Source organism: Stomatobaculum longum (assembly GCA_000242235.1).
Classification (GTDB): Bacteria; Bacillota; Clostridia; order Lachnospirales; family Lachnospiraceae; genus Moryella; species Moryella longum.
In genome coordinates, this window is the sequence record JH590861.1 from 1 (window position 1) to 12,961 (window position 12,961).

14 protein-coding genes, 1 tRNA gene and 1 rRNA gene are annotated in these 12,961 nt (G+C 54.2%); 15 read left to right on the plus strand and 1 reads right to left on the minus strand.

The annotated features are described in order from the left end of the window. The 14 genes from HMPREF9623_RS00005 to HMPREF9623_RS00070 all read left to right on the plus strand — a co-directional run. A 23S ribosomal RNA gene (locus tag HMPREF9623_RS00005) occupies window positions 1–2,330 on the plus strand; the annotation flags it as partial. A gap of 63 nt (window positions 2,331–2,393) precedes the next feature. Next, a tRNA-Gly gene (locus HMPREF9623_RS00010) sits at window positions 2,394–2,466 on the plus strand. 83 nt (window positions 2,467–2,549) lie between these two features. Continuing rightward, window positions 2,550–3,137 carry a hypothetical protein gene (locus HMPREF9623_RS00015; RefSeq protein WP_154646075.1) on the plus strand — a complete coding sequence of 196 codons (588 nt, stop codon included), beginning with the start codon at window positions 2,550–2,552 and terminating at the stop codon, window positions 3,135–3,137. A 612-nt stretch (window positions 3,138–3,749) separates the two neighbouring features. Beyond that, window positions 3,750–5,246, plus strand: coding sequence for a phosphohexomutase domain-containing protein (locus HMPREF9623_RS00020; RefSeq protein WP_009531837.1), 1,497 nt, complete (start codon window positions 3,750–3,752; stop codon window positions 5,244–5,246). 162 nt (window positions 5,247–5,408) lie between these two features. Further along, window positions 5,409–5,687 (plus strand): DUF2325 domain-containing protein, encoded by a 279-nt coding sequence (locus HMPREF9623_RS00025; RefSeq protein ID WP_009531838.1) that lies wholly within the window; start codon window positions 5,409–5,411, stop codon window positions 5,685–5,687. 4 nt (window positions 5,688–5,691) lie between these two features. Then, window positions 5,692–6,294, plus strand: a complete 603-nt coding sequence (locus HMPREF9623_RS00030) for a DUF3793 family protein (RefSeq protein ID WP_009531839.1) — start codon at window positions 5,692–5,694, stop codon at window positions 6,292–6,294. A 57-nt stretch (window positions 6,295–6,351) separates the two neighbouring features. Continuing rightward, window positions 6,352–6,774, plus strand: coding sequence for a flavodoxin (locus tag HMPREF9623_RS00035; protein WP_009531840.1), 423 nt, complete (start codon window positions 6,352–6,354; stop codon window positions 6,772–6,774). A gap of 170 nt (window positions 6,775–6,944) precedes the next feature. Continuing rightward, entirely contained in the window at window positions 6,945–7,379 is a 435-nt protein-coding gene (locus HMPREF9623_RS00040) for a flavodoxin domain-containing protein (protein ID WP_009531841.1), read from the plus strand. A 173-nt stretch (window positions 7,380–7,552) separates the two neighbouring features. Further along, window positions 7,553–7,783 (plus strand): FeoA family protein, encoded by a 231-nt coding sequence (locus tag HMPREF9623_RS00045; RefSeq protein ID WP_009531842.1) that lies wholly within the window; start codon window positions 7,553–7,555, stop codon window positions 7,781–7,783. 20 nt (window positions 7,784–7,803) lie between these two features. Further along, on the plus strand, window positions 7,804–8,025 hold the full coding sequence (locus HMPREF9623_RS00050; RefSeq protein ID WP_009531843.1) for a FeoA family protein: 222 nt from the start codon (window positions 7,804–7,806) through the stop codon (window positions 8,023–8,025). A gap of 19 nt (window positions 8,026–8,044) precedes the next feature. Further along, a complete protein-coding gene (gene feoB, locus HMPREF9623_RS00055) occupies window positions 8,045–10,198 on the plus strand; it encodes a ferrous iron transport protein B (protein WP_009531844.1) in 2,154 nt (717 codons plus the stop codon). Between the two features lie 108 nt (window positions 10,199–10,306). After that, entirely contained in the window at window positions 10,307–10,525 is a 219-nt protein-coding gene (locus tag HMPREF9623_RS00060) for a hypothetical protein (protein WP_009531845.1), read from the plus strand. A 34-nt stretch (window positions 10,526–10,559) separates the two neighbouring features. Continuing rightward, entirely contained in the window at window positions 10,560–10,817 is a 258-nt protein-coding gene (locus HMPREF9623_RS00065; protein WP_009531846.1) for a heavy-metal-associated domain-containing protein, read from the plus strand. A 440-nt stretch (window positions 10,818–11,257) separates the two neighbouring features. Further along, on the plus strand, window positions 11,258–11,842 hold the full coding sequence (locus HMPREF9623_RS00070; protein WP_009531847.1) for a 5-formyltetrahydrofolate cyclo-ligase: 585 nt from the start codon (window positions 11,258–11,260) through the stop codon (window positions 11,840–11,842). Here HMPREF9623_RS00070 and HMPREF9623_RS00075 read toward each other — a convergent pair. Continuing rightward, window positions 11,815–12,576 (minus strand): hypothetical protein, encoded by a 762-nt coding sequence (locus HMPREF9623_RS00075; RefSeq protein ID WP_009531848.1) that lies wholly within the window; start codon window positions 12,574–12,576, stop codon window positions 11,815–11,817. The two genes, HMPREF9623_RS00070 and HMPREF9623_RS00075, sit on opposite strands and share 28 nt — an antisense overlap. Before the next feature lie 53 nt (window positions 12,577–12,629). Here HMPREF9623_RS00075 and HMPREF9623_RS00080 point away from each other — a divergent pair, with 53 nt between their 5' ends. Next, window positions 12,630–12,935 (plus strand): hypothetical protein, encoded by a 306-nt coding sequence (locus HMPREF9623_RS00080; protein WP_009531849.1) that lies wholly within the window; start codon window positions 12,630–12,632, stop codon window positions 12,933–12,935. Window positions 12,936–12,961: the final 26 nt, after the last annotated feature.

Sequence of the window (12,961 nt, forward strand, 5' to 3'; positions counted from 1 at the left end):
AGTGGAAGTGCGATACATGAACGCACAACCGCGTACTTTTTGTAGAACGGTCCGGCGAGTTGCCGGTGCTGGCAAGGTTAAGGACTACAGGTCCGGAGCCGAAGGGAAACCGAGTCTTAATAGGGCTTACAGTCAGCATCGGCAGACCCGAAACCGGGTGATCTATCCATGTCCAGGTTGAAGTCCCCGTAAAAGGGGATGGAGGACCGAACACACATCCGTTGAAAAGGGTGGTGATGAGGTGTGGATAGGGGAGAAATTCCAATCGAACCCGGAGATAGCTGGTTCTCCTCGAAATAGCTTTAGGGCTAGCCTCGACTTAGTCAGACGGAGGTAGAGCACTGAATTCCTGAGGGGGCGTCAAAGCCTGCCAAGGGATATCAAACTGCGAATGCCGTCCTGATGATGGTCGGGAGTCAGACTGCACGAGATAAGTTGGGCAGTCAAAAGGGAAAGAGCCCAGACCTACAGCTAAGGTCCCAAAATACGTGTTAAGTGGAAAAGGATGTGGGATTTCGAAGACAGCTAGGATGTTGGCTTAGAAGCAGCCACACATTCAAAGAGTGCGTAATAGCTCACTAGTCGAGAGGTCCTGCGCCGAAAATTTCCGGGGCTAAAACACGATACCGAAGCTTAGGAATGTAGTAATACATTGGTAGAGGAGCAATCTCAGAGTGCCGAAGCGCTACCGCAAGGAAGCGTGGAGTTCTGAGAAGAGAGAATGCCGGAATGAGTAGCGAGAATGATGTGAGAATCATCATGGCCGAATATCCAAGGATTCCAGGGTAAAGCTGATCTGCCCTGGGTAAGTCGGGACCTAAGGCGAGGGAGAGATCCGTAGTCGATGGACAGCAGGTTCATATTCCTGCACCTGACATGATCAGAACTGTGGGGACACAGGAACAAAACCGGACCCGGGAGAGCAAAGACCGGGCGAAGCGAAGCTAGGAGTGGGGCAGGCAAATCCGCCGCACAATCCGAAAGCGTGACAGGGAGCGAAATATAAGTAGCGAAGCCGGTGGAGGGACTGTCGAGAAAAGCCGCTATTGTATCATGTCAGCCCGTACCGCAAACCGACACAGGTGGATGAGGAGAGAATCCTAAGGCCGGCGGGAGAAGCATTGTTAAGGAACTCGGCAAAATGACCCCGTAACTTCGGGAGAAGGGGTGCTGCAGAGATGCAGCCGCAGAGAAAAGGCTCAAGCAACTGTTTAGCAAAAACACAGGTCTATGCGAAACCGTAAGGTGAGGTATATGGGCTGACGCCTGCCCGGTGCTGGAAGGTTAAGAGGAGAGGTTAGCGAAAGCGAAGCTTTGAATTTAAGCCCCAGTAAACGGCGGCCGTAACTATAACGGTCCTAAGGTAGCGAAATTCCTTGTCGGGTAAGTTCCGACCCGCACGAAAGGCGTAATGATTTGAGCGCTGTCTCAACAATGCACCCGGTGAAATTGAAGTACCAGTGAAGATGCTGGTGACCTGCGCCAGGACGGAAAGACCCCATGGAGCTTTACTCCAGCTTGATACCGGGATTCGGTGTTACTCGTACAGGATAGGTGGGAGGCTAAGAAGGAAGGACGCCAGTCTTTCCGGAGCCGCTGTTGGGATACCACCCCTGTGGCACTGGATTTCTAACCTACATCCGTAAACCGGATGGGGGACAATGTCAGGTGGGGAGTTTGACTGGGGCGGTCGCCTCCGAAAGCGTATCGGAGGCGCTCAAAGGTTCCCTCAGAATGGTTGGAAACCATTCGAAGAGCGCAAAGGCAGAAGGGAGCTTGACTGCGACACCGACGGGTGGAGCAGGTACGAAAGTAGGACTTAGTGATCCGGTGGTATAAAGTGGGATTGCCATCGCTCAACGGATAAAAGCTACCCTGGGGATAACAGGCTTATCACTCCCAAGAGTTCACATCGACGGAGTGGTTTGGCACCTCGATGTCGGCTCATCGCATCCTGGGGCTGAAGTCGGTCCCAAGGGTTGGGCTGTTCGCCCATTAAAGCGGTACGCGAGCTGGGTTCAGAACGTCGTGAGACAGTTCGGTCCCTATCCGGCGCGGGCGTAAGATATCTGAGAGGAGCTGTCCTTAGTACGAGAGGACCGGGATGGACTGACCACTGGTGCACCGGTTGGGGAGCAACCCCATGGCCGGGTAGCCAAGTCGGGACGGGATAAACGCTGAAGGCATCTAAGCGTGAAGCCCCCCTCAAGATGGGATATCTCATGCGAAAGCGGTAAGACCCCTTGAAGACGACAAGGTAGATAGGAGAGAGGTGTAAGCGTGGCGACACGTTCAGCTGACTCTTACTAATCGGTCGAGGGTTTAACCAAAGGGTTTGGGAAAAGAGATGAATAGATAAAGAATTCTGTGTGCGATTTTCAGGGTGTGAATATGCGATAGTGGCGTAGTTGGTAACGCGCGACCTTGCCAAGGTCGAGACCGCGGGTTCGAGTCCCGTCTATCGCTCTCTGAAAAAGCGCCCTGCGGAAGCAGAGCGTTTTTCTGATTTGAATCAAAATCGGTTAAGCGGATTTGTCGCATGAACGCCTATGATATACAGTGCCTTTTTCGGAGGCAGTGATTTCACAGCGACCAAAGTTTTGTCACTTGAAGAAGGATTATTTTTCGGGGGGGCTATGAATATAGTAACATATGTGGTATCGCTGCTCACATTTTATCTCAAGGGAGAGATTAGAAGTGAGCAGAATTTTGTCGTGTTTCAGGAGCCGAATACCGTTTTGGGCTTGATTCCGCTGGGCAAGCACACGGACAGAATACCGGTGCATCAGATTGCGGCTGTGTCTACGAATTTCCGGTTGAAACTCGGAAAGTTAGTTTGCGGCATCCTGGCGTTTCTTTTCGGGTTTGGCCTATTCGGCCAGCCCGGCACTTTTCTTCCGGGACTGATTATCTTAATTCTTGCCGTCAACTGGATTCTCGATGCATTTGAGATTGATTTAACGCTTATCACTACATCCGGCGCAGTGAAACGAATCGATTTCTTTATCTTTGACAAAGAAAAGGCGGTTCTTGCCGAGCAACAGATTCATGCGATGATTTCGAATCGCATGTCAGACACCAATGTTCGGGAACAAACGGACCGGGTTGTCGATGCAATCAATCGAAAAGGTCTGTGATGTAAAAAATAAAAAAGAACTCCCCTGCGCGGGGAGTTCTTTTTTTGCGCAAAGCGGAGAGCTCTGTCATACCGAAAAGCGAAAGTAGCAACCGGGTCATTCCGACTGCTGCGATTCGCACATAATCAGCGGGATAAAAGATGACGGAATATAACTATGCGTATCGATTTGCGAATATACATAGCTGTGTTTTTTTTGCGGACAGGATTCTTCGGTGTTCTGCTTTTTTCAGGATCAAAAGACCACCTGCCGGAAAAGCACAAAGAAAACCGGCAAGATGTGGTGACGCATTATGATTGGAACCGATTACGGATGTCTGATATGTCTTCGACACGAAACTTTTACGCGGCCTGTCCCGTAGAGTCAGAATTGGATACCGCGAAATAGCAGCAGATTATAATTGTTAGGAAGATGTCCACCCGGTCAGAAAGGATAGCGCCATTGCAGAGTTTCAGGAGAGGTGAACTTGACGAATCCCGCTTTGATTGTTGTGCGCAGTCGTACGACTTTTGCTATAATCTTAAGAAGAGAATTGCTTCTGCTTGCGAAAGCGCTTCGACGAAGAAGGCAAGAAAAAGTATATTGGTGAAAACAGAAAGGAAATGCGTTCGTATGGAGAGAGAAGAACTGAAACTCGAGGATTTTTTGCGCGTCAAGAACGGAAACGATGTGCGCGGCACGGTGATTGAGACTGCGGACGAGGAGATTACGTTGACCCCGGAGATGGTCAAGTGCATCGCTGCGGCCTTTGCCGACTATCTCTCGGATGATCCGGATATGGATCGGGAGACACTCCGGATTGCCGTCGGGCACGACAGCCGTGTCTCCGCGGAGATGATGGAAGAAGCCTGCTTGGAAGGACTCAGAGGCGTACAGAGAAGCCGCTGCGGGCTCATCACGACACCGGCCATGTTCCAGTCGACCATACTGGACGAGGCCTCGTTCGACGGTGCCATCATGCTGACGGCAAGTCACCTCCCCTACCAGCGGAACGGCATGAAGTTCTTCACGGTCGGAGGCGCGCTCTCCGGAAAGGAGCTCGACGGCATTTTGCGGCGCGCCTATGAGATTTATGCGCCTGCCTCCGACTTTCCGCTTCGCAGCATCTATGCGGCCCATATGCGCGACATTATCTGCGAAGAGGCGGGCGGCGAGAAGGGCGACAAAGTGCTCGAAGGCTTGAAGATTGCGGTTGATGCCGGCAACGGTGCAGCCGGTTTCTTTGCGACCGAGATTCTCGAGCCGCTCGGCGCGGATGTGAGCGGCAGTGTGTTTCTTGCGCCGAACGGAAATTTCCCGAACCATGTGCCGAATCCCGAGGACAAGCGTGCCATGGACGCGGCAAAGCGCGCGGTACAGGCCTCGGGTTCGGACCTCGGCGTGATTTTTGACTGTGACGGCGACAGAGCTGCCGTGGTCTTTTCGGACGGCACGGAGGTAAACCGAAACAAGCTGATTGCACTGCTCGCTGCGATTGAAGCCGAGACTCACCCGCACGCGGTCATTGTGACCGATTCGGTGACCTCGGACGGCCTGACGCGCTTCCTCGAGGGGACGCTCGGGCTCCGGCATTTCCGCTATCGCCGAGGCTATAAGAACGTGATTGACAAGGGCTTCGAGCTCACGATGAACGGCGAGGACTGCCCGCTCGCCATTGAGACTTCCGGTCACGGTGCTTTCGAGGAAAATCATTTTTCGGATGATGGCGCCTACATTGCGGCCAAGATCATCGGCCGTCTTGCCCTTCTCCGGAAGAAGGGGCAGCGAATCGAGGACATGATTGCGGAGCTGCAGAATCCGGCGGAAGAAGAGGAGCGGCGCTTCCAGATACTCGATCCGGATTTCAAGACTTACGGCGCGGAAGTGCTCGCGCGTTTCCGGGACTATGTCGCGAAGGATGCGCGCTTTGCCATAGTCGAGCCGAATTACGAGGGTGTCCGCGTGAGCTGCAATGACAGCGCCGCAACCGGCTGGATTCTGCTCCGGCAGTCGCTGCACGATCCGGTGTTGCCGATGAACCTCGAGGCGGAAAACGCAGGCGGCGTCGCAGAGCTCTGGGCGCGCGTTGCACCGTTCTTTGCGGCCGATGACAAACTTGTGCAAAAATAAAATGAAAAATGCTTGACCTGCAAAAGAATTATGCTATACTAACTTTTAGTTGAGGCTAATCTTTGCTAGCAAATAAAAACCTGGAGCCCGCAGCAATGCGGGCTCTTCCTTGACACGGCAGTTAGTTGCGACAATACACGCGAAACCGGAAGGAGCGGGCTCATGAACGTAGTGATCATCGGCGGAAACGAGTGTATGGAGCGCCAGTATTGCGATCTCTGTACCAAGCACGGATGTAAGGCAAAGGTCTTTTGCAAATTTAAGAACGGCATGCGGGACAGAATCGGTAAGCCCGATCTCATGATTCTGTTCACCCACACGGTTTCGCATAAGATGGTGCAATACGCGCTGAACTCCGCGGGCGAAGACACCTGTGTAGTGCGCTCGCACACGAGTTCCATGTCCTCTCTGAAGGGCATCCTCGCAGAACACACGGCATAAGACCATGTCGGATGCATTTCTGGTCGAACACTGTGCGCCGACTTTCGCCGGCCTTAAGACGGGAAATCTGTTTCGCATATCGTATGCGGACATCGAGGCGTTCCGCGAGGAGCTCCGTGAATTGAACGGCATTTTAAAGAAGAAAGGACTTCGTGCAGTGCCGGTGCGCATGACGGCGGAATTTGCTCTCGTCTATCTGTATCGGCCGGATTTCTTAAAGAGAGATCTCGGCAGCGAAGAGGCAACACGTCTTCTCAAATCTCTCGGTTATGAGCCGCAGAGTGTGAACCGCTCGGTTGCCTTCCTTGCGCGGATGATGCGGGAAAAGGAGGCGTTTCCGCATGAAGTAGGCCTCTTCCTCGGCTATCCGCCGGAGGATGTTCTCAGCTTCATGAAGAGCAGCCGCGAGGGCGTGAAGTGTGTCGGCTGTTGGAAGGTATACGGCGACGAAGCGAGAGCACGGGCTGCTTTCTGGCGCTTTCAGCGCTGCCGGGAAGTGTTTGAGGAAAATGTGCAGCGCGGGCGGAAACTGGAAGCACTGATTGTCCGCTGCACAGCAAAGAGACAGGAAAATTACAGAACTTCGGGCGGCGAGAAAATCGCGTAAGTCCTATGCGCTCCGCAGACGGCGGAGAAAAATTCACAGAAAAAGGAGACTATCGAAATGAGCAAGGTCGCAGTGGTATTTTGGAGCGGAACCGGCAACACGCAGGCTATGGCAGAGGCTGTCGCCGAGGGTGCAAGAACCAAAGGCGCAGAGGTCACGGTGCTCGGCCCGAGCGAGTTCGGCGCAGACCAGGTCGCGCTCTACGATGCAATCGCATTCGGCTGCCCCTCGATGGGCGCAGAGGTCCTCGAGGAAGAGGAATTCGAGCCGATGTTCGCTTCGGTCGAAGGCGCATTGCACGGCAAGAAGATTGCCCTCTTTGGCTCTTGGGGCTGGGGCGGCGGTGCCTGGATGAACGACTGGGAGGCGAGATGCAATGACGCAGGCGTTCTGATGCAGCACGCACCGGTTATCTGCCAGGAAGCACCGGATGATGCGGCGCTCGCAGAGTGCAGAGAGCTCGGCGCATCCTTGGTCTGAATTTCAACTGTTGCAAAAGACCCCTCCTTCCTTTTTTTGCACGGGAAACCGCGCTGCGGCGAAAGCCGCAGCGCGGTTTGCTTTTTCCGGCTTCGTCATTGCGATGCCTTCTGTTGCGTGATAGAATATAACTGTAGTGCAGATAGCACGAGAAAAGAGAGGAGAAACCTATGAGCAAGGTTGCAATTGTCTACTGGAGCGGTACGGGACACACGAAAAAGATGGCAGAGGCAGTGAAGGAAGGCGCAGAGAGCAAGGGCGCAGAGGTCACGCTGTTTGCACCGGCTGATTTTGACGGCGCAAAAGTGCAGCTTTTTGATGCGATTGCGTTCGGCTGCCCGGCGTACGGCGCGCAGATGGGCGCTGAGGTCCTCGAGGAGCTCGAGTTTCAGCCGATGTTCGATCGCGTGAAGGGCGCACTGGATGGCAAGAAGGTTGCACTCTTCGGTTCCTGGGGCTGGGGCAACGGCGCATGGATGAACGACTGGGTGGCAGCTTGCAAGGAGGCCGGTGTCCTCATGCAGCATGAGCCGGTTATCTGTAAGGAAGAGCCGGATGAGGCGGCACTCAAAGCTTGCAAGGAGCTCGGCGCATCGCTTCTCTGAGCGTTCCGACAACGTTGACATAGGACGTTGAGATGTTTGAAGCATCTCAACGTTTTTTTTATTGTCTTATGTCATTCTTTTCACAAAGAGATTGACAAATCTAATTCATGAATTTAGAATCACTAAGATGTAAGAGATAGATTCTTCTAACAAAGGCCTTGAAGGAGGTTTGTATGCTGCCCTTAGCTTTTACGAATGCCGGAGATTATGTTGAAGTGGTTCGAGTCGGCGGAAATGACGAGGCAAAACAACACTTGAGCGACCTTGGCTTTGTGCCCGGCGCCTATGTGACTGTCATTTCGGCGCACGGCGGTGATATCATCGTCAATGTCAAGGATTCCAGACTCGCAATTACGCGGGAGATGGCGCAGAAGATTCAAGTGCAGCCTGCAGCGAAGAATTGAGTGCAGGAGAGGAGGCAGAGATGAAGACACTGAAAGACGTTCCGGTCGGCGAGAGCAGCGTGGTCGTGAAGATTCACGGCGAGGGTGCGCTCAGACGACGCATTATGGACATGGGTATCACGAAGGGCACGGAAATCTATGTCCGCAAGGTGGCCCCGCTCGGTGATCCGGTTGAGATCACGGTCAGAGGGTATGAGCTTTCGCTCCGCAAGGCGGACGCTGAGATTCTGGAAATGCAGTAAGGAAAGAAGGGGGATTTAGATGGCAATTAAGATTGCACTGGCAGGAAATCCAAACTGCGGTAAGACAACGCTGTTCAATGACCTGACCGGAAGCACCCAGTACGTCGGTAACTGGCCGGGTGTTACGGTCGAGAAGAAAGAGGGCCGCTTAAAGGGTCACAAGGATGTCATCATCCAGGACTTACCCGGTATTTATTCGCTGAGCCCGTATACGCTCGAGGAAGTGGTTACCAGAAACTATCTTGTGACGGAGAAGCCGGATGCCATTCTGAATATCATCGACGGCACCAATATCGAGCGAAATCTGTATCTCACGACCCAGTTGCTGGAGATCGGTCTTCCGACTGTCATCGCTGTCAACATGATGGATCTCGTGAAGAAGAACGGCGATGAGCTGAATTTAAAGAAGCTCTCGGAAGAGCTCGGCTGTCCGGTGGTCGAGATGAGTGCACTAAAAGGCGAGTCCACGAAGGACGCCGCAGAGTTGTGTCTCAAGCTCGCGGAGGAGCACAGAAAGGGCGCGCTTCCGCACGTCTTCACGGGTTCCGTGGAGCACGCGATCGCGCACATCGAGGAGTCGATTGAGAGTAAGGTTGATCCGGTCAACCTCCGCTGGTTTGCAATCAAGTTCTTTGAGCGCGACGAGAAGGCAATCGAAAAGGTGCAGCTCGACGCTGCGACGAAGCAGCACATTGAGCAGCACATCAAGGATTGCGAGAAAGAGATGGATGACGACTCCGAGTCGATTATCACGAACCAGCGCTACGAGTACATTCAGAAGGTTGTCGCGGACTGTGTGAAGAAAAAGGCAGTCAAAGGTCAGCTCACGACTTCGGATAAGATTGACCATATTGTGACGAACCGTTTCCTGGCACTTCCGATTTTTGCCTTCATCATGTGGTTTGTCTACTTCATCTCGGTCACGGCAATCGGTAAGCCGCTCACGGACTGGACGAACGATGTCTTCTTCGGCAAGATTGTGACGAATGCCGCAAATAACTTCATTGCGACCTTCCACCTCGCAGACTGGCTCCAGAGCCTGCTGGTTGACGGCATCATCGGCGGCGTCGGTACGGTCCTCGGCTTTGTGCCGCAGATGGTAATTCTGTTCTTCTTCCTGTCCTTCCTCGAGGACTCGGGCTACATGGCGCGTGTCGCGTTCATCATGGACCGCGTGTTCCGTCGCTTCGGTCTCTCCGGTAAGTCCTTCATCCCGATGCTGGTCGGCACGGGTTGCGGCGTTCCGGCTATCATGGCGTCCAGAACCATTGAGAACGAGAAGGACAGACGTATGACCATCATCCTCTCGACCTTCCTGCCCTGCTCGGCGAAGATGGAGATTGTCGCGATGATGGCACTGACTTTCTTTCCGACCAACCACTTTGTGGCGCCGGGTATGTACTTCCTCGGCCTTGCCATCGTGATTCTCTCCGGTATCGCGCTGAAGAAGATGAATTACTTCGCGGGCGATCCGGCTCCGTTCGTCATGGAACTCCCGGCTTACCACATGCCGTCCTTCAAGGGTGTCATGATTCACGTCTGGGAGAGAGCAAAGGCCTTCATGATTAAGGCCGGCACGATTATCTTCATCGTCTGCGTGCTGCTCTGGGTGCTCATGCACTTCAACACCTCGTTCCAGTATGTCGCGGACAATCTGGATGACAGCATTCTGAAGGTCATCGGTGAGGCAATTGCTGTCATCTTCGCGCCGCTCGGCCTCGGCAACTGGCAGGCTGCAGTCGCGACCGTCAGCGCGGAGCTCGCAAAGGAGCAGGCGACCGGTACCCTCGGTATACTCGCACATGCGACATCCGACGGCAAGGCGGATGTCTCTGCGGCTATCTTCAACATGTTTGACGGCAGTCAGCTGAAGGGTCTCACATTCCTGCTTCTCAACATCTTTGACGCACCTTGCCTGGTTGCAATCGCAACTGGGTTCCGTGAGCAGGGGCAGGCGAAGTGGGGCTGGATTACCTTCGGTTTCCAGATGGGACTCGGCTATTGCCTCTCGCTCTGCGTGTTCCAGCTCGGAACGCTCGCACAGGGCGGAAGCTTTACCTTCTGGACCGCAGTCGCAGTTCTTCTGGTGCTTGCCGCACTCTACTTCATTTTCCGTCCGGCACCGAAGCACGTGAAGAAGGAAAATGTGAGTGCCGTTCGCGCAAACGCATAAAGTCAAATGTAACGTACGCTGACCGATCTCTGCCGTCTCCTTGGAGAGCAGCAGAGAAGCGGCGGTGAAGATTCATTTCTATTCCGTCAGGAAAGGAGGAAAATTACAATGAATCCGGCAAGTATTATTGTATTTCTGATTTTGCTTGGCTTAATCGGCCTTGCGGTTCGCTATTGCATGCGCCACGGTTCCTGTGACGCCTGCAGCGGTTCCTGCGGCAGCGGTCACGACAGCGGCCATCACTGCGCGCCGACAGGTTGCTCGAGCTGCTCTCACCTCGAAGAGGAGAAGGCGGCCGTACCGGAGCGCTTCCGTCTGAAGAAGTGAGCAATGTTTCATCTGTAAGTTAGGAGGTAGGACTATGGTCAAAAATATCATTCGGATTGACGGCATGGCCTGCAGCATGTGCGAGGCGCATGTGAGCGATGCGATTCGGAAGCAGTTTCCGGATGCCAAGAAGGTGAGTGCATCCCACGGGAAGAAGGAGGCGAGTTTCGTCACCGAGGAACCCGCGGATGAGGCAACCGTCAAAAAGATGATCGATGAAACCGGCTACCACTACGAGGGTTTCTGCACGGAGCCCTACGAGAAAAAGGGATTCTTTGGTCTCTTCGGTTGAAACAAGAAAAGAAAAGCGCCCGCCCGGGTTATCGGGCGGGCGCTTTTTACTATACTGCATCAAAATCACAAATCGCGTTATAGAGTTATAGGACAAAAAGAGTTGGTAAAAAGCGCTTCGAATCCTTGATACACAAGGCTTTTCTCTGCTTATATCTTTCTTGAAACAGTATGTTTGGAGGAAAACGTCATGAAGCATGCGATCTGTTCTTTTTGTGGTGGGCCTTGTATGAAATACGGGAAGAATAAGTTCGGAACCCAACGGTGGCGCTGCAATGCCTGCGCAAGGATGCGTACACCCGAATCCAACTCTTTTTGTCCGCTTAGCCTGGCTTGTAGGAAAACATCATGAATAGGAAAGCAGAGGCAGCGGTGGATTCCCGCGCGTGGAAAAGTCCTACGAAATTTGTTACACTGGAAAGAAAGAGCGGAGGTGTTGTCATGTCAGAAAAAAAAGAACTGCGGAAGCGCTGTATCGAGAAGATGAATGCGCTGCCGCAGGACTATTGCCGCGAGGCGGACGGGAAAATCTTTTCGGCTGTTCTCGGCCTGCCCGAATACAGAAACGCAAAAACAGTTTTTTGCTTTGTCGGCATGCAGGCGGAGATTCAGACAGCTAGCTTGATTGAGGAGATGCTCCGCGCGGGCAAGCAGGTCGCCGTGCCGCGCTGTGCGGGCAAGGGCGTGATGCACGCCCATGTAATCCGCAGTCTCGCGGAACTGCGCCCGGGAACCATGGGCATCCTTGAGCCCTCGGCGGAGGCGCCGGTGCTATCGCCGGAAGAGCTGGATCTGATTCTCCTCCCCTGCGTGAGTGCGAGCCGGTCGGGCGAACGCCTCGGTTACGGCGGCGGTTTTTACGACCGCTATCTGCCGAAGACAAAGGCCTTTCGCGCGCTCTTGATTCGGGAGCGCCTGCTCTCCGACGACATCCCGCGCGAAGCACATGACCAGCCGGTGGACGCTGTTATCACCGAGGCCGGGATTTTCCGGAGAACTCAGAGCGAGAACGAGGGCGTGTCCTGAATGGAGCGGAAATAGGTCTCCGCTTTGCAAAGATTCTCCTCGCTGCCACTTAGCTGTAAGAGCACACTGCCTTCCGCGCCGAGGACGCCGCCGGCTGCGAGCAGAGTTGCATGGAGGGAAAAGAGATCCCGGACGGCGTCGAGCTCGGTGTAAATGTCGCCGCAGCTTTCCATAAGGCGGAGGCCCTTCTGTCCGCTCCGGTTTGCGAGGCGCGCCAGTTCGGAGATGGGGCGCTCCACGCGCTTCTCAAGGCCGACCGGATGAATGAGGCGGGTGCGACGTCCGACTGCGACACTTGTAATCGGGATGATGGTGCCGCCGACCGGGCTTGCAATCAGGATACCGGCGGTGCGGCTCTCGAGGTGAATCGCATTGGCGCCTTTCAGGATGATGTCGTCCGGGCCGAGGGTATCTACCACATCAAAGATGGTCTTGCCCTCGAGGCGCTGACCTTCTTTGACGATGAAGTCCGCCGTCTGCGGGGGGGTGGGATTCGAGACCTGTTCATTGCCGCGCTGCAGGCCGCGGTGAAAGCCCTTCGGCGAGAAGGGAAGCGAGAGAGCCGCCGCAATCGCCGCAGCGACCTGTGCGTTGGTGCTGCCGAGAATTACAACGAGGCAGTGGTGCTTTGCGGCTTCGAGGATTGCGGGATCGGCCGCGAGGGCATCGCCGAGCAGGCGTTTGCCCATGGCGACCGTGAGGAGAACCTGTCTGCCGGAATCGGTATTTGTCATAGGGAACACTCCTTTCTGTTTTTTAGAGTATAGCATGTTTTTTAGGAGGGCGTATGCAGCTTGACCACAGTCTCTTTTACCATCTGGACCACTACGAGTACGGTGAGGCCTATTACGGCAGTTACCAGTCGGTTTACTACCGCCTCGGCATCGAGCCGCTCGAGAATGTGCACTGGACGCCTGTCGATAAGAGAGCGCCCCACACGCTCCGCGCCTATGTCTGGGAGGGGCCGTATTCCTACCATGACACGGAAGAAGAGAAGCGGTATCGGGACTTTCCGTACAGTGCGGAGGGACTTGAAGAGGCCATCACCTGGATTGAAGAGCAGTGTGACAACGCAAAACCGCTCCGGCTGTAAGCCGGAGCGGTTTTTTGCTGTGCTGA

Bases quoted from the DNA above. Each gene is read 5' to 3' on its own strand.
- HMPREF9623_RS00015 (WP_154646075.1), top strand. From the start codon at position 2,550: ATGATATACAGTGCCTTTTTCGGAGGCAGTGATTTCACAGCGACCAAA.
- HMPREF9623_RS00020 (WP_009531837.1), top strand. From the start codon at position 3,750: ATGGAGAGAGAAGAACTGAAACTCGAGGATTTTTTGCGCGTCAAGAAC.
- HMPREF9623_RS00025 (WP_009531838.1), top strand. From the start codon at position 5,409: ATGAACGTAGTGATCATCGGCGGAAACGAGTGTATGGAGCGCCAGTAT.
- HMPREF9623_RS00030 (WP_009531839.1), top strand. From the start codon at position 5,692: ATGTCGGATGCATTTCTGGTCGAACACTGTGCGCCGACTTTCGCCGGC.
- HMPREF9623_RS00035 (WP_009531840.1), top strand. From the start codon at position 6,352: ATGAGCAAGGTCGCAGTGGTATTTTGGAGCGGAACCGGCAACACGCAG.
- HMPREF9623_RS00040 (WP_009531841.1), top strand. From the start codon at position 6,945: ATGAGCAAGGTTGCAATTGTCTACTGGAGCGGTACGGGACACACGAAA.
- HMPREF9623_RS00045 (WP_009531842.1), top strand. From the start codon at position 7,553: ATGCTGCCCTTAGCTTTTACGAATGCCGGAGATTATGTTGAAGTGGTT.
- HMPREF9623_RS00050 (WP_009531843.1), top strand. From the start codon at position 7,804: ATGAAGACACTGAAAGACGTTCCGGTCGGCGAGAGCAGCGTGGTCGTG.
- feoB (WP_009531844.1), top strand. From the start codon at position 8,045: ATGGCAATTAAGATTGCACTGGCAGGAAATCCAAACTGCGGTAAGACA.
- HMPREF9623_RS00060 (WP_009531845.1), top strand. From the start codon at position 10,307: ATGAATCCGGCAAGTATTATTGTATTTCTGATTTTGCTTGGCTTAATC.
- HMPREF9623_RS00065 (WP_009531846.1), top strand. From the start codon at position 10,560: ATGGTCAAAAATATCATTCGGATTGACGGCATGGCCTGCAGCATGTGC.
- HMPREF9623_RS00070 (WP_009531847.1), top strand. From the start codon at position 11,258: ATGTCAGAAAAAAAAGAACTGCGGAAGCGCTGTATCGAGAAGATGAAT.
- HMPREF9623_RS00075 (WP_009531848.1), bottom strand. From the start codon at position 12,576: ATGACAAATACCGATTCCGGCAGACAGGTTCTCCTCACGGTCGCCATG.
- HMPREF9623_RS00080 (WP_009531849.1), top strand. From the start codon at position 12,630: ATGCAGCTTGACCACAGTCTCTTTTACCATCTGGACCACTACGAGTAC.